Genomic DNA, 19,477 nt, shown 5'->3' on the forward strand with positions numbered 1-19,477 from the left:
GGCTACGTTGAATTTCAGAAGTCTCATGGTGGCCGCCGTTTTGTTGTCTGCGGCCTTCAATGCTCAAGCCGAGCGCCTGAAGGACATCGCCAGCATTTCCGGCGTGCGTTCCAACCAATTGATCGGTTACGGCCTGGTGGTCGGGCTTAACGGCACCGGCGACCAGACGACGCAAACCCCGTTCACCCTGCAGACCTTCAACAACATGCTTTCGCAGTTCGGCATCAAGGTGCCGCCGGGTTCGGGCAACGTGCAGTTGAAGAACGTCGCAGCGGTGTCGATCAGTGCCGATCTGCCGGCGTTCGCCAAGCCGGGTCAGCAGGTCGACATCACCGTTTCGTCCATCGGCAACTCCAAGAGTCTGCGCGGCGGCACCTTGCTGCTGACGCCACTCAAGGGTATCGACGGTAACGTCTATGCGGTGGCCCAGGGCAACCTGGTGGTCGGTGGTTTCGATGCGGAAGGTCGCGACGGCTCGAAGATCACCGTCAACGTTCCTTCAGCCGGTCGCATCCCCGGGGGGGCGTCGGTGGAGCGCGCGGTGCCGAGCGGTTTCAACCAGGGCAATAGCCTGACGCTGAACCTCAACCGCTCCGACTTCACCACCGCCAAGCGTATCGTCGACAAGATCAACGACATGCTCGGTCCTGGCGTGGCCCAGGCCATCGACGGCGGTTCGGTTCGCGTCACCGCGCCGCTCGATCCGAGCCAGCGCGTCGACTACCTGTCGATCCTGGAAAACCTCGAAATCGATCCGGGTCAGGCGGTGGCGAAAGTCATCATCAACTCCCGTACCGGCACCATCGTGATTGGCCAGAACGTCAAGGTTTCCCCGGCCGCCGTGACCCACGGCAGCCTGACCGTGACCATCACCGAAGACCCGATCGTCAGCCAGCCCGGCCCTCTGTCCAATGGCACCACGGCGGTGGTGCCGCGTTCGAAGGTCAATGCCCAGCAGGAAGCCAAGCCGATGTTCAAGTTCGGCCCGGGCACCACCCTCGACGAGATCGTGCGGGCGGTGAACCAGGTCGGTGCGGCACCGGGTGACTTGATGGCTATTCTCGAAGCGCTGAAGCAGGCCGGCGCCCTGCAAGCCGACCTGATCGTGATCTGAGGACGGCCATCGTGGATATGCGCAAGAGCGGTCTGGTCAGCAGCAGCGATTCGGGCTCCTATTCGGATTTGAATCGTCTGAATCAGCTCAAGGTCGGCGACAAGAACAGCGACGGCAACATGCGCAAGGTAGCGCAGGAGTTCGAGTCGCTGTTCCTCGGGGAAATGCTCAAGTCGATGCGTTCGGCCACCGAAGCATTGGGTCAGGACAATCCGATGAACACGCCGGCGGCCAAGCAGTACCAGGAGATGTACGACCAGCAACTGGCTGTTTCCATGTCCCGCGAGGGGGGTGGTATCGGTCTGGCTGACGTGTTGATGCGCCAGATGTCGAAGAACAAGCCAATGGCGCCGGGTGAAGCCGCCGCAGCGTCTCTGGCCAAGCAAGAGGCCGCGAAAGCAGCCGTGCAAACGCCGGTGGCGGCAGGTACGGTCGCGATAAGTGGACCGCTGTCGCGGGTCAATGGGCAGCGACCGTTGTGGGCTTCGCGATCAGTGCATGCGCCGCAGGAAACGGGTGAGGGGACTCATCGCAATGACATGGCGCTGATCAATCAGCGCCGCCTGGCATTGCCGCCGAAGCTGGCTGACCGGCTGTTGGCGGGGTTGGTGCCTTCTGCGACGACCGCTGTCACCACGACGCTCAACAAGACAGCATTGCCGGAGCGCACGACGAGCACCGGCTCGGGGCCGCTGTACAACGGCGACTGGCTAGCGAACGCGCAGCAGGCTTCCACTGGCGGCATGCAGATTTACGGTCGCGCCATGGCACAGATTCCTCTGGCGCCTGCGAAGAAAGCGTTCAGTTCCGCCGACCAGTTCGTCAACACCATGTTGCCGATGGCCAAGGAAGCGGCGGCCCGCATTGGTGTCGATCCACGTTACCTGGTAGCCCAGGCGGCTCTGGAAACCGGCTGGGGCAAGTCGGTCATGCGTGCTCAGGACGGCAGCAGCAGCCACAACCTGTTCGGCATCAAGGCCGGTAACAGCTGGCAGGGTAGTTCGGCGCGGGCGATCACCAGTGAGTTCCGCAACGGGCAGATGGTCAAGGAGACGGCCGAGTTCCGTTCCTACGATTCCTACAAGGACAGTTTCCATGACCTTGTGACTTTGCTGCAGACCAATAATCGCTATCAAGATGTCGTGAAGTCGGCCGATAACCCGGAACGATTTGTACGCGAGTTGCAGAAGGCCGGTTACGCAACTGACCCGGACTACGCAAGCAAGATTTCGCAGATAGCCAAGCAGATGACGAGTTACCAGAACTACGCTGCGGCGGGCGTTTCCACCACGCCTTTATAGGCACAAGGTATAAGGTTTGATCCATGAGTTTGCTCAATATCGGGATGTCGGGTTTGTCCGCCAGTCACGCTTCGTTGGTGACTACGGGTAATAACATTTCCAACGTCGATACCGTCGGGTACTCGCGCCAGCAAACTGTCCAGGGCACTAAAAGCTCTATACAGAATGGCAATGTGTTCATCGGCACTGGCACTACTCTGGCTGATGTGCGTCGGGTCTATAACAGCTACCTTGATGCACAATTGCAGACCACCACTTCGCTCAATGGCGATGCACAGGCTTATCTTGGGCAGGCGACGCAAGTGGACAAGTTGCTGTCCGACAGCGGTACCGGTATTACCAAGACACTGCAGTCATTTTTCTCGTCACTGCAAACATTGTCCGGCAACTCCACCGACAACGCTTCGCGCCAGGCGTTGTTGACCAATGCCCAGGGTTTGAGCAGCCGTTTCAATGCGATGTCCCAGCAGTTGAAGCAGCAGGGTTCGTACATCAATGATCAATTGGGCTCGATGGCCGATCAGGTCAACAAACTGGCGTCGACCGTTGCGGCCTACAACAAAAAAATTGGTGAAGTCAGTGGTTCGGGGGGAACGCCCAATGAATTGCTGGATCAGCGTAACGAAACAGTCCGTCAGCTCAACGAACTGGTCGGCACACAGGTCACCGAAACCGACGGCCGACTGGATATCTACCTGGGTAGCGGGCAGCCGTTGGTTATCGGCGACACGGTCAATAAATTGCGCGTGGCGGCAGACCCGACCGACCCGACCCGCTCCTCGATCATCATGGATCGAGGCAATTCGTCGATCGATATCACCGGTGTGATGAGCGGCGGTCAGATGGGTGGATTGTTGCGCTATCGCACTGAGGTGCTGACGCCGGCGGTCAACAATCTGGGGCGTATCGCCATGGTTGTGGCTGATCAGGTCAACAAGCAGCTGGGGCAGGGCCTGGATCAGAGCGGTAACTTCGGCGCGGCAATGTTCAACAACATCAACAGCGCGGCGGCCATCAGCCAGCGCAGCATTGCCAATGCCAATAACAATCCGGCGTCCGGCAACCTGAATGTCACCATCAAAGACACCAGCAAGCTGCAAGCCAGTGATTATCAGGTGACGGTCACGGCTTCGGGCTACAACGTGCGTCGACTGTCGGATAACACCGACATGGGCAACTTTGCCTTCGCCACGCCGCCTGCCGCTGACCCGGTGATCGATGGCTTCAGTCTGAGCGTGAACAGCGGCTCGGTAGCCGCCGGCGATACCTTCAAGATCACTCCGACCCGTAGCGGTGCCGCCGACATGACTACGGTCATGACCGACACCAAAACCCTGGCGACCGCTGCTCCACTGACGTCGACCAAAGCCTCGGGCAATGGTGGCACCGGTGCTGTCAGCCAGCCGAACCTGACCACTACGCTGGATATCTACGATCCGGTCCAGCGCCTGGAAATGCAGACGGCGGTCAAGGCATCGATGCCGGTGCGCATGCTGATGACCAGTGCCAGCGCTTATGAAGTGTTCGACTCCAAGGGCAATAGCATCGGTACCGGCAGCATCGTGCCAGGTCAGAACAACGACCTGAGTATCGCAGTGCCCTACACCGATGCCGGTGGCAACGCCAAAACCTTCAATATGGGAATGACCGTCAGCGGCAGCCCTGCTTCGGGGGACAGCTTCAACATTTCCATGACGGCGGCCGACAGCACCGACAACCGCAACGCCCAGGCCTTGCTCGGTCTGCAAACCAAGGCGACCGTCGGTGCAACTGCGACCAGTCCGGGTGTGAGCTTCACCGATGCGTATGGTGGCCTGGTATCGACGGTCGGTTCGCTGACCAAGCAGGGGCAACTGGATGCAACGGCTACCGATACCATCTTGACTGGCGCTCGAAGCGCCCGCGACTCGCTGTCCGGTGTCGATCTCGATGAAGAGGCTGGCAACCTGACCAAGTTCCAGCAGTACTACACGGCCTCTTCGCAGATCATCAAGACTGCGCAGGAAATTTTCAGCACCCTGATCAATGCCCTTTAAGGAGCCGTAGAGCATGCGCATTTCTACTGCACAGTATTACGCGACGACGGCTGCCAACTATCAGCGCAACCTCAATAATGTGATGAAGGCAGCCGAGCAGGCCAGCAGTGGCATCAAGCTCGAAACGGCGGCGGATGATCCGGTCGGTGCGGCACGCTTGCTGCAACTTGAGCAGCAAAAAGCCATGCTCGGTCAGTACACCACCAATATCAACGCGTTGAATACCGCCCAGGCGCAGGAAGAAAGCGTGCTGGACAGCATCAACACCGTGCTGCAGAAAGTCAGTGAGTTGGCGGTACGGGCCGGTGCTGCATCGCTTAACGATGATGATCGCAATTCCATCGGGGCAGAAGTCGCCCAGGCTGAAGAGCAGTTGCTGAATCTGATGAACAGCAAGGACGCCAACGGCAACTACATTTTTTCCGGCGCCAGCAACAGTACTCAGCCGTTTTTGCGCAACAGTGATGGTACCTACAGCTATCAGGGCGACCAGACCCAACTGGAACTGAAGATCGGCGATTCAATGTCCCTGGGGCTCAACGATACCGGTTGGGATGTTTTCCAGCAGGCGATCAATGCTGCACGCAGTTCGACCACCATGACCGCACCCGCTGTGGATGATGGGCGCGTATCCGTATCCCAGGGGCTGGTGAGTTCCGGCCCGGCGTTCGATGCGAGTTTCCGCACTGGACAGCCTTACACGCTCTCGTTCACCAGCAGTACCGAGTTTGTGATCAAGGATGCCTTGGGAAATGACGTGACCGCCGAGGCGAGCGGTGGCGGTACATTCGATCCGAACAACAAGGATGGTTCCGACATCAGTTTTCGCGGTGTGACCTTTGCGCTGGATATCACCTACCAGGCAAGTGACACGCCCGCCGGTGCTGATGCGGTCATCGCCGGCCACAGTTTCCAGTTGGCGGCCAAGCCAGACAGTTTTGTCAGTAATCGTGCTCCGGGCAACAGCTCGGCGGCGGTGATTAGTCAAACGTCAGTGACCAACGCTGCCGATTACAAGAGCTTTTTCCCTGAGGGCGGGGCGATCCTGAAGTTCACCGCTCCCGGGACCTTCGAGATGTATGCCCGCCCAATGACCAGCGGCAGTACACCGGTGACCACCGGGGCCGTAGTGGCTGGCGTGGCGACAGCGGCCGGTGTCAGTTTTACCCTAGGTGGCACACCGCCGGTACCGGCGGCAGGTGATCAGTTCGATATCTCGGTCAATGCCCACCAGACCCAGAATGTGCTCGACACCGTCAGTCAGTTACGTCAGGCGCTGCAGACTCCTACTTCAGGCAATCCGGAGGCACAGCGCAATCTGGGCAACGTTCTCGCGTCCTCTATTGCCAACTTGGGCAACGCCAAAAACCAGGTTGACCTGGCCCGTGGTGCAATCGGTGCCCGGGGTAATGTGATGGACATGCAGCGTGATTCGATTCAAAGCACTGGCCTGATCAATGCCTCTTCGCAGTCTTCAATCAGGGAGGCCGATCCCGCTGAAGTGCTGACTCGCCTGACCTTGCAGCAAACCATGCTGCAGGCCGCGCAACTGGCGTTCGCCAAGGTTTCCCAGCTGAGCCTGTTCAACAAGCTTTGAGTCGGTCCTGACCGCTCGCGGCCAGCCCCTGTCACCGGGGGCTGGCTTTTTTTTGCTTTTTTTAATGATGCGCGGCGGGGCGGGGCGGCGATCTGGACCACAAAATCAAATAAAGCACTGAACTCTGAGTGACCCGCCAGTCAAAACGCGCATCTTCACTGTATCCTGTCTGCGGGCGGTGAAGGTGGCGGGTAGTTCAAGGTGCTTCTTGATTCCCGACGTTGCTCTTCTGGGGCCAGGCCCTGACTGTAGACGCCCTCGATTCAGCGAGCGGCGATGTTCAGCTGTTTATTATTGGGAAGCCATAATGATTGGCATAAAAAATATAGCGAGTTACGTGCCGGCAGCCGGGATTGATAATTACGCCCAGGGTGCAAAGTTCGACAAGGACGAAACCTTTATTCTTGGCAAGATCGGCTCGGCGTTTTTGCCGCGCATGGCTGCCGATCAGGAAACTTCCGATCTGTGCGTCGAAGCCGCCAATGCGTTGTTCGCCGCCAGTCCCAAACTCAAGCGTGAGTCCATCGACTGCCTGATCGTCGTCACCCAGAACGGTGATGAAGAAGGGTTGCCGCACACCGCGGCGATCGTTCAGGACAAGCTGGGCCTGCCGACTCATGTCGCTGCTTTCGATATTTCCCTGGGCTGTTCCGGCTACGTGTACGGCCTGTATGCGATCAAAGGCTTCATGGAAGCCGCAGGGTTGAAAAACGGCCTGCTGATCACCGCCGATCCGTACTCGAAGATCGTCGATCCGGAAGACCGTAACACCACCATGCTGTTCGGCGATGCCGCCACCGCAACCTGGATGGGCGAAGACGCGGTCTGGCAACTGGGCAAGTCAAAATTCGGCACCGACGGTTCCGGCGCGCCGCACCTGAAGGTCAGCGACGGCGTGTTCTTCATGAATGGCCGCCAGGTGTTCAACTTTGCCTTGTTGAAAGTTCCGGCGCACCTGCATGAGCTGCTGGATGAGTCCAATCTGCAAGCTCGCGATATCGACGCCTTCTGTATTCACCAGGGCAGCGCGGCCATCGTCGATGCCGTGGCGCGTCGCTTCGAAGAGGGCGAACCGGAGAAGTTCGTCAAGGACATGCTCGAAACCGGCAACACGGTGTCATCGAGCATTCCGTTGCTGTTGCAAAACCATGTGTTCGATTCCAAATGGACCCGCGTGGCCATCAGCGGCTTTGGCGTGGGCCTCTCGTGGGGGTCGGCGATTCTCTATCGCGGTTGATTGACTGAATCGAAGCCACAAAAAAACGCCCGGAGTTTTAAACCTCCGGGCGTTTTGCGTTTTCCTGGCGCCAGATTTTCTGGCTCTAAAGCCTTGAATATAAAGGGCTGGCACGCTGCCACTAAAAATTTGCAAAAAAACCCTCAAGCAAAGCCATCTCACGACGATAACTATTACGTAGGTTCTCTAGGCCACACCCGGCGGTTGCCAGGGCCGGAAGCCGCAGTATCCATCCAACGAGGATTTCGTCATGGCTTTAACCGTAAACACCAACATTGCCTCCCTTACTACTCAGGGCAACCTGAACAAAGCCGGCAACTCCCTGGCCACCTCCATGCAGCGCCTGTCTTCCGGCCTGCGTATCAACAGCGCCAAAGACGACGCTGCCGGCCTGCAAATCGCCAACCGCCTGACCAGCCAGATCAACGGCCTGGGCCAAGCGGTCAAGAACGTGAACGACGGTATCTCCATCGCGCAAACCGCTGAAGGCGCAATGCAGGCTTCGACCGACATCCTGCAAAAAATGCGTACCCTGGCACTGTCCTCGGCTACTGGCTCCCTGAGCGCTGATGACCGTAAGTCGAACAACGACGAATACCAGGCTCTGACTTCGGAACTGACTCGAATCTCGCAAACCACTACTTTCGGTGGTCAGAAATTGCTGGACGGTTCGTACGGCACCAAGGCCATTCAGGTAGGCGCAAACGCCAACGAAACCATCAACCTGAGCCTGGAAAACGTAGCGGCCAACAAAATTGGCTCGCAGCAGATCAAGAGCTCCGCAGTCACTCCAGCGGCCTTGGGTCTCGCAGCAGGTGACATCACTGTTACCGGTAACGGCCAAACCGCAGATATTTCTTACCTTGCCGGTGCTTCTGCCAAAGACATCGCCACCAAGCTGAACGGCGCTGTGGGTGGTCTGACTGCCTCCGCCAGCACCGAAGTCAAGTTCTCTGTCGATGCTGCTGCAGCAACGACTCCGGCTAACTTCTCCCTGTCGGTAGGTGGTGGCAGTGCCGTCAAGTTTGTTGGTGTGACCGATACTGCCAGCCTGGCTGACCAGCTGAAGTCCAACTCCGCCAAACTGGGCATCAGCGTCAACTACGACGAAGTAGCGGGCACTCTGGAAGTGAAATCCGATTCGGGTGAAAACCTGGAGTTCTCGGGCGTTGACGCTGGTGCACAAGCTGCAATCGGTGTTGATGTTAAAGATGGCGCTGGCGCCTATGCCGGTGGTACCCCAACCGCCATCCTCGACACCATGGTTGTAACCGGTCAGGTCTCTCTGGATTCCGCCAAGGGTTATTCCCTGGGTGCCGGTGCTGCGGACGGTGTTACTCAACTGTTCGGCGCTGCAACCGTGTCGTCTACCAAAACCTCGATTTCCGACACCGATGTCACCGACGCTACCAACGCTCAAAACGCGCTGGCCGTAATCGACAAGGCTATCGGCACCATCGACGGCGTTCGTTCGGGCCTGGGTGCTACCCAGAACCGTTTGACCACCACTGCCGACAACCTGCAGAACATCCAGAAGAACTCCACCGCTGCTCGCTCCACCGTGCAGGACGTGGACTTCGCTGCTGAAACTGCAGAGCTGACCAAGCAGCAAACGCTGCAATCGGCTTCGACTGCCATCCTGTCGCAAGCTAACCAGATGCCATCCGCTGTACTGAAGCTGCTTCAGTAATTTCAGCGTTGGGTAGATGACAGAGGGGCGCGTTTACGTGCCCTTTTGTCTTTTCCGTGATGAGGAGATTGGACATGGATATGAGCGTCAAGTTGAACCAGTCTTATCCAGCGGTTGCGCCGCAAACCCCGCCCGTACCGACTGATACGGTCCAGCGGCCCAAGGTTGAAGCCGTTGCCCCAGCGGCGACAGAGCCAAAGCGTGAAGAGCTGGAACAGGCGGTCACCGATATTCGCGAGTTCGTTCAGGCAAGCCAGCGTCAGCTGGACTTTTCCATTGACGATTCCACCGGCCGGGTCGTGGTCAAGGTCATCGCCACCGACAGTGGTGACGTGATTCGCCAGATCCCTTCGGAAACTGCATTGAAACTGGCGCAAAGCCTGAGCCAAGCCAGCAGCCTGTTGTTTGAAGACAAGGTCTGAGCTGGCATGAATTTTGTTGGTGTCAGCGATTGAGGCGCATCTCGCCAAGAAAGCGGCAGCCACTGGATAAGGAGAAAGACGATGGCGGGTTCAACGGTTAGCGGTATTGGTTCGAACATCGATACCCAGGCGATTGTGAAGTCTCTGGTTGACGCTGAAAAAGTGCCGAAGCAGACGCAGATCAACACTCAGACGTTGAAAGCAACCACCACGCTGTCGTCGATTGGCAAAATCCAGGCGGCGCTGGACGCCTTCCGTGGCGCTTTGGCCAACATGGGCACGGATAACAGTTTTCGTGGCTTGATCACTTCGTCTTCGGATGAAAAGGTCGCCACCATGACGGCGGGCAATGGCGCTTCCACGGGCAGCTTCGCCTTGGTAGTGACGCAGCTGGCCAGCGCCTCGAAGCTGGCGACAAGCACCTACGCCGGCGGCGCTTCAGCGGTCGTGAACAGTGGTACGACACCGACGACCCTGACGATTTCGCAGTCGGGCAAGAACTATGACTTGAGTATTCCGGCGGGGGCGACGCTGCAGCAGGTGCGCGACTCGATCAATACGCAATTTTCCACGTCCGGGCTGAGTGCCAACCTGCTCACCGATGCCTCCGGTTCCCGGTTGGTGCTGACCTCGACGGCCATGGGGGTTGGCTCGGACCTGACCCTGTCGGGTAATTCGGGTCTGGATGTCGGCGCAACAGTGGTCGATGAGCCGAAAAACGCCAAGTACAGCATCGACGGCATTGAAATGCAGTCCAAGAGCAACACCATCGCTGAAGCGGTCAGTGGCGTGAGCATCAAATTGTTGTCGGTTTCACCGACCGCTGCCAGCGCCACCAAGCCGACACCCACCACTATCTCGGTGGCTACCAGCAATTCGGCTTTGAAATCGGGCGTCAAGGGTTTTGTCGATACCTACAACGCCCTGGTCAAGGCAATCAGTGCAGAAACCAAGGTCACGATAGGCACGGACGGTAATCCGATTGCTGGCGCATTGACCGGTGATTCCTCAATGCGCACCCTGATGAGCTCGTTGCGTAATGAATTGAACACGATGTCCGGCACCGGTACTTTCAAGTCACTGGCGCAATTCGGCATCAGCACGGATTCGACCACCGGCCTGTTGGCCATTGACGACAAGAAGTGGGACAAGGCGGTCGTCACCAATGGAGCAGACATCACCAGTATCTTCAATGGTGACAATGGTCTGCTGGCGCGCATGACCACCGCCACAGAGGGTTTTGCAAAAGCTACCACGGGTACACTGGCTGAGCGTTCCAAGTCCTTGACCGAAAGCCTGACCGATCTCAAGAAACAACAGGACACCCTGGACGAGCGAATGACGCTCCTGCAGGCCAGTCTGTCGGCCAAATACAACGCCATGGACTCCCTGGTCGCCAAGCTGCGCGCGCAGAGCGACAGCATCATGACCACGTTGAACGCGTTGAATAATCCGAAAGATGATTGATAAATATCTGTCATGAACAAACCCAGGCGGGCTGTCATGACAGCGCCTGGGTTTTTTCGTTGGCGGCGAGCCGGCATTAAAGTTTTCTGTCGACCAGTCGACATAAAGAACAGAGCCTTCCCAATTTCAAGCTGTTGTCTGTCACGAGGTAGAAACATGAACCCCATGAGAGCCCTTCGCCAATACCAGAAGGTCAATTCCCATGCCCAGATCTCTGAAGCCAATCCCCATCGCCTGGTGCAAATGCTGATGGAAGGTGGCCTGGACCGCATGGCTCAGGCCAAGGGTGCGCTGGAGCGGGGTGACGTTGCACTCAAGGGCTTGATGCTGGGCAAGGCCACAGACATCATCATCGGCCTGCGTGACGGTCTGAGCCCGGAAAAAGCCGAGGATCCCGCATCTGTCCAGCAACTCGACAGCTTGTACGCCTACATGACCAACCGTTTGATGGAAGCCAACACCAATAACGATGTAGCCATCATCGACGAAGTATCGGGTTTGCTCGAAACCCTGAAAAGCGGTTGGGATGCGATTGGAAGCCCACAGGCCTGACGGCCGAGGATGACGTCATGAGTCAAGCACTGCGGCGAATTGAAGAGACCCGTGAAGCCCTGGTCGATGCCCTGGCGGCGCGCAACTGGGACATGATTGGCGAACTCGATGTGGCGTGTCGTGAATGCGTCGACGAGGTGCTCGCTGAAGCACCGATCGATGAGGGTGAGGTGCGCACCCATCTGGAGAGTCTGCTGGCGGTGTACAAAGATTTATTGACGGTGACGATGGGCGAGCGTCAGGCAATTGTTGATGAGATGTCGCAGATCAACCAAGCGAAGAGCGCCGCAAAGGTTTACCATCTGTTTGGTTAATTAATATCTGCTTAATCCAGATACCTTGCGCCATAAATTTGACTGTGAACGGTTTTTTGACTTTACTAGTGGCTGTTTCCACATTTTAGGCGTCTACAGGCATTAACGGTCTGCAAGCGTCTAGCTTGCCCACTCATTTCGGGCACCGGGTTGACTAGGGAAGTTGCTATTGCATGTGGCGTGAAACCAAAATTCTGCTGATTGATGACGATAGCGTCCGCCGCCGCGACTTGGCGGTGATTTTAAATTTTCTCGGCGAAGAAAATTTACCCTGCGGTAGCCATGACTGGCAGCAGGCTGTCGGCTCTTTGTCGTCAAGTCGTGAAGTAATCTGTGTCCTTATCGGGACGGTCAATGCTCCTGGTGCACTTCTTGGCTTGCTAAAGACACTCTCGACCTGGGATGAGTTCCTTCCGGTTTTGTTAATGGGCGATAATTCTTCCATTGACCTGCCTGAAGACCAGCGTCGTCGGGTGCTTTCGACCCTCGAAATGCCGCCCAGCTACAGCAAGTTGCTCGATTCGCTGCACCGTGCCCAGGTCTATCGCGAGATGTACGACCAGGCCCGCGAGCGCGGTCGTCATCGCGAACCCAATCTTTTCCGCAGTCTTGTCGGCACCAGCCGGGCGATTCAACACGTCCGTCAGATGATGCAGCAAGTCGCCGATACCGATGCCAGCGTGCTGATCCTCGGTGAGTCCGGTACCGGCAAGGAAGTGGTTGCGCGCAACCTGCATTACCATTCCAAGCGCCGCGAAGCGCCGTTCGTACCGGTCAACTGCGGGGCGATCCCGGCCGAGTTGCTGGAGAGCGAACTGTTCGGTCATGAGAAGGGCGCTTTCACCGGGGCAATCACCAGCCGTGCCGGTCGATTCGAACTGGCCAATGGCGGCACCCTGTTCCTCGATGAAATCGGCGACATGCCGCTGCCGATGCAGGTCAAGTTGCTGCGCGTTTTGCAGGAGCGCACCTTCGAGCGCGTGGGCAGCAACAAGACCCAGAGCGTCGACGTGCGCATCATTGCGGCGACCCACAAGAATCTCGAAAGCATGATCGAGGTCGGCACCTTCCGCGAAGACCTCTACTACCGCCTGAATGTGTTCCCGATCGAGATGGCGCCGCTACGTGAGCGCGTCGAGGACATTCCGCTGCTGATGAATGAGCTGATCTCGCGCATGGAGCACGAGAAGCGCGGTTCGATCCGTTTCAACTCGGCGGCGATCATGTCGCTGTGCCGGCATGGCTGGCCGGGCAACGTCCGCGAACTGGCCAACCTGGTGGAGCGCATGGCGATCATGCATCCATACGGCGTGATTGGCGTGGTCGAGTTGCCGAAGAAATTCCGCTACGTCGACGATGAAGACGAGCAATTGGTCGACAGCCTGCGCAGCGATCTGGAAGAGCGCGTGGCCATCAACGGTCATACGCAGGACTTCACGGCCAACGCCATGTTGCCTCCGGAGGGCCTGGACCTGAAGGACTACCTCGGTGGTCTGGAGCAAGGGTTGATCCAGCAGGCGCTGGATGATGCCAATGGCATTGTGGCGCGCGCGGCCGAGCGGCTTCGTATTCGTCGGACCACGCTGGTGGAAAAGATGCGCAAGTACGGCATGAGTCGTCGTGATGGGGATGAGCAGGCGGATGATTGACGCCTGTTTTTCAATCCATTCATTTATAAGAAGTTTTTTTAGGCACGGGTATTGCTATATCCCTCGCAACGTTCCGTTTCACTGACGGTCAGCCAAGCGAGAGAGCACAATGCCCCAAGCCGCCCAGATGTCTCCTGTCCCTGATGCCAGCGGACAATCGTCGTCCGTAGAGCAGGCGAGTCGGCTGGGCCTTGAGCAGGCATTCTCGCTGTTCAATCAGATGTCCAGTCAGTTGACCGATTCCTACAGCATGCTTGAAGCGCGGGTAACCGAGCTCAAGGGTGAACTGGCAGTGGTCAGCGCCCAGCGCATGCAGGAGCTGGCGGAAAAAGAACGCCTGGCGAACCGCCTGCAAAACCTCCTTGATCTGTTACCCGGCGGTGTCATCGTCATCGACGCCCAGGGCATTGTGTGCGAAGCCAATCCGGCGGCGTGCGAATTGTTGGGGCTGCCACTGGAAGGTGAATTGTGGCGCCACGTCATTGCCCGCTGTTTTGCGCCGCGCGAAGACGATGGTCATGAGGTCTCCCTCAAGGATGGCCGGCGTCTGTCGATCGCCACGCGCTCGCTGGACGCCGAGCCTGGCCAGTTGGTATTGCTCAATGACCTGACTGAAACCCGCCATCTGCAGGATCAACTGGCTCGTCATGAGCGACTGTCGTCGTTGGGGCGCATGGTCGCTTCGTTGGCTCATCAGATACGCACGCCGTTGTCCGCCGCGTTGCTGTACGCCAGTCATCTGACCGAACAAGAGCTACCGATCGCTACCCAGCAGCGCTTTGCCGGGCGCCTCAAGGAGCGCCTGCACGAGCTCGAGCACCAAGTGCGCGACATGCTGGTGTTTGCTCGTGGTGAGTTGCCGCTGACCGATCGCGTAACCCCTGGCCAACTGATGCAATCGCTGCAGGCGGCCGCGCTGACCCACGTGCAGGATCTGCCGATCCGCTGGCAGTGCGACAGTCACTCGGGAGAGTTGCTGTGCAATCGCGACACCCTGGTCGGCGCGATCCTCAACCTGATCGAAAACGCCGTTCAGGCCAATGCCGGTCAATTGCGCCTCAAGATTCATCTCTACACCCGCGGCAGCAACCTGCGCCTGTGCGTCAGTGACAGCGGCTCGGGTATCGATGCTGCAGTTCTGGCGCGTTTGGGCGAGCCCTTTTTTACGACCAAGACCACTGGCACAGGTCTTGGTTTGACTGTGGTCAAGGCGGTGGCGCGTGCTCATCAGGGAGAATTGCAGCTGCGTTCGCGACCCGGTCGCGGCACTTGCGCGCAGGTGATCCTGCCGCTGTTCAGCAACGCTCAGGGAGCGGAGTGACATAGATGGGCATCAAGGTTCTGCTGGTCGAGGACGACCGCGCGTTGCGCGAGGCACTGGCGGATACGCTGTTGCTCTCGGGGCACGATTACAAGGCGGTGGGGTCGGCGGAAGAGGCGTTGGCTGCCGTCGGTGGCGAGGCCTTCAGTCTGGTGGTCAGCGACGTCAACATGCCGGGCATGGACGGCCATCAGTTGCTGGGTCTGTTACGGGCGCGGCAGCCGCAGTTACCGGTGTTGCTGATGACGGCTCACGGTGCGGTCGAGCGTGCGGTCGATGCGATGCGCCAAGGCGCGGCGGATTACCTGGTCAAACCCTTCGAGCCCAAGGCGTTGCTCGATCTGGTGGCGCGTCATGCCCTGGGCAGTTTCGGCCCGACCGAGAGCGAGGGGCCGGTGGCGTTCGAGCCCGCGAGCGCGCAGCTGCTCGAATTGGCGGCGCGGGTCGCGCGCAGCGATTCCACGGTGTTGATCTCGGGTGAGTCGGGCACGGGCAAGGAAGTGCTGGCACGGTACATCCATCAGCACTCTCATCGCGCCAGTCAGCCGTTCATTGCGATCAATTGCGCGGCGATCCCGGACAACATGCTCGAAGCGACCTTGTTCGGTCACGAGAAGGGCTCCTTCACCGGCGCCATTGCCGCGCAGGCCGGCAAGTTCGAGCAGGCCGACGGCGGCACCCTTCTGCTCGATGAAATTTCCGAAATGCCTTTAGGGCTCCAGGCCAAACTGCTGCGCGTGCTGCAGGAGCGCGAGGTCGAAAGGGTTGGGGCGCGCAAGCCGATCACACTGGATATTCGTGTGGTCGCGACCACCAATCGCGACCTGGCGGGCGAAGTGGCGGCGGGGCGCTTCCGTGAGGATCTGTATTATCGCCTGTCGGTGTTTCCCCTGGCCTGGCGTCCGCTGCGCGAGCGCACCGCTGACATCCTGCCGCTGGCCGAGCGTCTGCTGGCCAAGCACGTCAATAAAATGAAGCATTCGGCTGCCAGATTATCGCCCGAGGCCCAGGCGTGCCTGATCGGTTATCCATGGCCGGGTAACGTGCGAGAGTTGGACAACGCGATTCAGCGTGCGCTGATTCTGCAGCAGGGTGGCTTGATCCAGCCGCAGGACTTCTGCCTGGCCGGGCCGGTGGCTTGCGCTCCATTGCCTGCGTTGGCTGCGGTGCCAGCGGGTGCTGTGGAAATCGAGTCCGAGTCGGCCGGTGCGCTGGGTGATGACCTGCGTCGCCGCGAGTTCCAGATGATCATCGATACCCTGCGCGCCGAGCGCGGTCGCCGCAAAGAGGCGGCCGAGCGCCTGGGGATCAGTCCGCGAACCCTGCGCTACAAGCTGGCGCAGATGCGCGATGCGGGCATGGATGTAGAAGCTTACTTGTTCGCCACCTGATCCTGATTGTGTCCCTGTAGGAGCGAGCTTGCTCGCGATGGATGTGAACGATAACGCTGGGAACCTGACACCCCGCGGTGTTCTCGGGTTCATCGCGAGCAGGCTCGCTCCTACAGGGGGCGGCGGCGATGAGAAGGGCTTTTGTGAAACAAGGCCATGGAGCTGGCACCCTTGTTGCTAACACCTCATTACCCGCCGAGTGAGTGTCAAAAAATTGCGGGTCGTCAAAGAGAGTAATCATGAGCCAAGGTATTGAATTCAATCGGTTGATGCTGGATATGCGCGCCATGCAAATGGATGCCATGTCTGCGCCGAAATCGACTGCCGTCCCTGAAGTGGCGGGCAGCAGCTTTTCTGACATGCTCGGCCAGGCCGTCAATAAAGTGAACGACACCCAACAGGCTTCCACGCAGTTGGCCAGCGCCTTCGAAATCGGCAAAAGCGGCGTCGACCTCACGGACGTGATGATTTCCTCGCAGAAGGCCAGTGTGTCGTTCCAGGCATTGACCCAGGTGCGCAACAAGCTGGTTCAGGCCTACCAAGACATCATGCAGATGCCGGTTTAAAGGACGAGATTGAGTCATGGCAGAAGCAGTCGCCGATAATGTTCCGGCCAAGGCCACTCCAATAGACGGCAAACCACCGCTGTTCGGGTTGTCTTTCCTGGAAAACATCTCCGAGATGACCGTGTTGCGTCAGGTGGGCCTGTTGGTCGGCCTGGCGGCGAGCGTGGCGATTGGTTTTGCCGTGGTGTTGTGGTCCCAACAGCCGGACTACCGGCCTCTGTACGGCAGCCTTGCCGGCATGGACGCCAAGCAGGTCATGGATACCCTGGCCTCCGCCGATATCCCGTACACCGTCGAACCCAACTCCGGAGCCTTGCTGGTCAAGGCCGATGACCTGTCCCGTGCGAGGCTCAAGCTCGCGGCCGCTGGTGTCACTCCCAGCGACGGCAACATCGGTTTTGAAATCCTCGACAAGGAACAGGGGCTGGGCACCAGCCAGTTCATGGAAGCGACCCGCTATCGTCGCGGCCTCGAAGGCGAGCTGGCCCGCACCATTTCCAGCTTGAACAACGTCAAGGGTGCCCGCGTGCACCTGGCGATCCCGAAAAGTTCGGTGTTCGTGCGCGATGAGCGCAAGCCGAGCGCTTCGGTTCTGGTTGAACTCTATTCCGGTCGCTCCCTCGAACCAGGCCAGGTCGTGGCCATCATCAACCTGATGGCGACCAGCGTTCCCGAACTCAGCAAGTCGCAGATCACCGTCGTCGACCAGAAAGGCAACCTGCTCTCGGATCAGGCGGAAAACTCCGAACTGACCATGGCTGGCAAGCAGTTCGACTACAGTCGTCGCATGGAAAGCATGCTCACCCAGCGTGTGCACAACATCCTGCAGCCGGTATTGGGCAACGACCGTTATAAGGCCGAAGTCTCGGCCGATGTGGACTTCAGTGCGGTCGAGTCGACCTCCGAGCAGTTCAATCCGGACCAGCCTGCCCTGCGCAGCGAGCAGTCGGTCAACGAGCAACGTACCGCCAGCAATGGCCCGCAGGGTGTGCCGGGTGCCTTGAGCAACCAGCCGCCGTCGCCGGCCTCCGCGCCGCAGACCACCGGTGGCGCCACCGCGTCGGCGGGCATGGTGCAGCCAGGCCAGCCGCTGATCGATGCCAACGGCCAGCAAATCATGGACCCAGCCACCGGCCAGCCAATGCTCGCGCCGTATCCGGCGGACAAGCGTCAACAATCGACCAAGAACTTCGAACTCGACCGTTCCATCAGCCATACCAAGCAGCAGCAGGGTCGTTTGAATCGCCTGTCGGTGTCGGTAGTGGTCGATGATCAGGTCAAGATCAACCCGACCAACGGCGAAACCACCCGTGCGCCATGGACTGCCGATGAACTTTCGCGCTTCACGCGTCTGGTTCAGGACGCGGTTGGCTTCGATGCCAGTCGTGGTGACAGTGTCAGCGTGATCAACATGCCGTTCTCCGCCGAGCGCGGTGAAGTGATTGCCGATATTCCGTTCTACTCGCAGCCGTGGTTCTGGGACATCGTCAAGCAAGTGCTGGGAGTGCTGTTCATTCTGGTGCTGGTGTTCGGTGTGCTGCGTCCGGTGCTCAACAACATCACCGGTGGTGGCAAGGGCAAGCAGTTGGCCGGTATCGGCAGCGACGTCGAGTTGGGTGGCATGGGCGGTCTGGATGGCGAGCTGGCCAACGATCGTGTCAGCCTCGGCGGCCCGCAAAGCATTCTGCTGCCGAGCCCGAGCGAAGGCTATGACGCACAGTTGAACGCAATCAAGAGTCTGGTGGCAGAGGATCCGGGTCGTGTGGCCCAGGTCGTGAAAGAGTGGATTAACGCAGATGAGTGATAACCGAGCCGTTGCCGCCAAACTGTCCAAGGTCGACAAAGCCGCAATCCTGCTGTTGTCCCTGGGCTCCACCGACGCTGCCCAGGTGCTGCGTCACATGGGCCCCAAAGAGGTTCAGCGCGTGGGTGTGGCCATGGCCCAGATGGGTAATGTGCACCGCGAGCAGGTCGAGCAGGTGATGAGAGAGTTCGTCGACATCGTCGGCGACCAGACCAGCCTTGGCGTCGGTTCCGACGACTATGTGCGCAAAATGCTCACCCAGGCCCTGGGCGAAGACAAGGCTAACGGCCTGATCGACCGCATCCTGCTCGGTGGCAACACCAGCGGCCTCGACAGCCTGAAGTGGATGGAGCCGCGCGCCGTCGCCGACGTGATCCGTTACGAGCACCCGCAGATCCAGGCGATCGTGGTGGCGTATCTCGATCCCGACCAGGCCGGTGAAGTGCTCGGTAACTTCGACCACAAGGCGCGACTGGACATCATCCTGCGGGTTTCCTCGCTGAACACCGTACAGCCTGCGGCCCTGAAAGAACTCAACCAGATTCTCGAGAAGCAGTTCTCCGGCAATTCGAATGCCTCGCGCACCACCCTGGGTGGCATCAAGCGTGCAGCGGACATCATGAACTTCCTCGACAGCTCCATCGAAGGCCAGCTCATGGACTCGATCCGCGAAGTCGACGAAGACCTGTCCGGTCAGATCGAAGACCTCATGTTCGTGTTCAACAACCTGGCCGATGTCGACGACCGCGGCATTCAGGCGCTGCTGCGCGAGGTGTCCTCCGATGTGCTGGTGCTGGCCCTCAAAGGGTCGGACGAAGGCGTCAAGGAGAAGATCTTCAAGAACATGTCCAAGCGTGCGGCCGAACTGTTGCGCGACGACCTGGAAGCCAAGGGCCCGGTGCGCGTCAGCGACGTGGAAACCGCGCAGAAGGAAATCCTCACCATCGCCCGCCGTATGGCCGAAGCCGGAGAAATCGTTCTCGGCGGCAAGGGCGGCGAGGAAATGATCTAACACC

General features: G+C 59.0%; 16 protein-coding genes. All 16 read left to right on the forward strand.

Features of this window, described 5'->3' with window-relative positions:
- The first annotated feature begins 25 nt into the window (after positions 1 to 25).
- The 16 genes from B0D71_RS10475 (at position 26) to fliG (ending at position 19,473) form a co-directional block, all read left to right on the forward strand.
- Entirely contained in the window at positions 26 to 1,114 is a 1,089-nt protein-coding gene (locus B0D71_RS10475) for a flagellar basal body P-ring protein FlgI (RefSeq protein WP_103394715.1), read from the forward strand.
- An 11-nt stretch (positions 1,115 to 1,125) separates the two neighbouring features.
- Positions 1,126 to 2,415: a flagellar assembly peptidoglycan hydrolase FlgJ gene (gene flgJ, locus B0D71_RS10480; protein WP_103394716.1), complete on the forward strand. Its 1,290-nt coding sequence runs from the start codon at positions 1,126 to 1,128 to the stop codon at positions 2,413 to 2,415.
- Positions 2,416 to 2,438: 23 nt separating this feature from the next.
- Positions 2,439 to 4,451: a flagellar hook-associated protein FlgK gene (flgK, locus tag B0D71_RS10485; protein ID WP_103394717.1), complete on the forward strand. Its 2,013-nt coding sequence runs from the start codon at positions 2,439 to 2,441 to the stop codon at positions 4,449 to 4,451.
- A gap of 13 nt (positions 4,452 to 4,464) precedes the next feature.
- A complete protein-coding gene (locus tag B0D71_RS10490) occupies positions 4,465 to 6,048 on the forward strand; it encodes a flagellar hook-associated protein 3 (protein WP_103394718.1) in 1,584 nt (527 codons plus the stop codon).
- A gap of 307 nt (positions 6,049 to 6,355) precedes the next feature.
- Positions 6,356 to 7,285 carry a ketoacyl-ACP synthase III gene (locus tag B0D71_RS10495; protein ID WP_103394719.1) on the forward strand — a complete coding sequence of 310 codons (930 nt, stop codon included), beginning with the start codon at positions 6,356 to 6,358 and terminating at the stop codon, positions 7,283 to 7,285.
- A gap of 250 nt (positions 7,286 to 7,535) precedes the next feature.
- Positions 7,536 to 8,975 carry a flagellin N-terminal helical domain-containing protein gene (locus B0D71_RS10500; protein WP_103394720.1) on the forward strand — a complete coding sequence of 480 codons (1,440 nt, stop codon included), beginning with the start codon at positions 7,536 to 7,538 and terminating at the stop codon, positions 8,973 to 8,975.
- 74 nt (positions 8,976 to 9,049) lie between these two features.
- Entirely contained in the window at positions 9,050 to 9,397 is a 348-nt protein-coding gene (locus B0D71_RS10505) for a flagellar protein FlaG (RefSeq protein ID WP_103394721.1), read from the forward strand.
- An 81-nt stretch (positions 9,398 to 9,478) separates the two neighbouring features.
- Positions 9,479 to 10,864, forward strand: coding sequence for a flagellar filament capping protein FliD (gene fliD / locus B0D71_RS10510; protein WP_103394722.1), 1,386 nt, complete (start codon positions 9,479 to 9,481; stop codon positions 10,862 to 10,864).
- A 156-nt stretch (positions 10,865 to 11,020) separates the two neighbouring features.
- Positions 11,021 to 11,416 (forward strand): flagellar export chaperone FliS, encoded by a 396-nt coding sequence (gene fliS / locus B0D71_RS10515; RefSeq protein ID WP_103394723.1) that lies wholly within the window; start codon positions 11,021 to 11,023, stop codon positions 11,414 to 11,416.
- A gap of 17 nt (positions 11,417 to 11,433) precedes the next feature.
- Positions 11,434 to 11,730: a flagellar protein FliT gene (gene fliT, locus B0D71_RS10520; protein ID WP_103394724.1), complete on the forward strand. Its 297-nt coding sequence runs from the start codon at positions 11,434 to 11,436 to the stop codon at positions 11,728 to 11,730.
- A 173-nt stretch (positions 11,731 to 11,903) separates the two neighbouring features.
- Complete coding sequence (locus tag B0D71_RS10525) at positions 11,904 to 13,379, forward strand: sigma-54 dependent transcriptional regulator (protein WP_103394725.1); 1,476 nt, start codon at positions 11,904 to 11,906, stop codon at positions 13,377 to 13,379.
- A gap of 109 nt (positions 13,380 to 13,488) precedes the next feature.
- The gene (locus B0D71_RS10530; RefSeq protein WP_103394726.1) at positions 13,489 to 14,700 is read left to right on the forward strand and encodes a sensor histidine kinase; all 1,212 of its coding nucleotides are present in this window, start codon (positions 13,489 to 13,491) and stop codon (positions 14,698 to 14,700) included.
- Between the two features lie 5 nt (positions 14,701 to 14,705).
- The gene (locus B0D71_RS10535; protein ID WP_103394727.1) at positions 14,706 to 16,091 is read left to right on the forward strand and encodes a sigma-54-dependent transcriptional regulator; all 1,386 of its coding nucleotides are present in this window, start codon (positions 14,706 to 14,708) and stop codon (positions 16,089 to 16,091) included.
- A 239-nt stretch (positions 16,092 to 16,330) separates the two neighbouring features.
- Positions 16,331 to 16,657: a flagellar hook-basal body complex protein FliE gene (gene fliE / locus B0D71_RS10540; protein ID WP_008021337.1), complete on the forward strand. Its 327-nt coding sequence runs from the start codon at positions 16,331 to 16,333 to the stop codon at positions 16,655 to 16,657.
- A gap of 16 nt (positions 16,658 to 16,673) precedes the next feature.
- Positions 16,674 to 18,461, forward strand: coding sequence for a flagellar basal-body MS-ring/collar protein FliF (gene fliF / locus B0D71_RS10545; protein ID WP_103394728.1), 1,788 nt, complete (start codon positions 16,674 to 16,676; stop codon positions 18,459 to 18,461).
- A complete protein-coding gene (gene fliG, locus B0D71_RS10550) occupies positions 18,454 to 19,473 on the forward strand; it encodes a flagellar motor switch protein FliG (protein ID WP_103394729.1) in 1,020 nt (339 codons plus the stop codon). The genes fliF and fliG overlap by 8 nt, the downstream gene beginning before the upstream one ends.
- The last annotated feature ends 4 nt before the right edge of the window (positions 19,474 to 19,477 follow it).

This window comes from Pseudomonas laurylsulfativorans, assembly GCF_002906155.1.
Taxonomy (GTDB): Bacteria; Pseudomonadota; Gammaproteobacteria; order Pseudomonadales; family Pseudomonadaceae; genus Aquipseudomonas; species Aquipseudomonas laurylsulfativorans.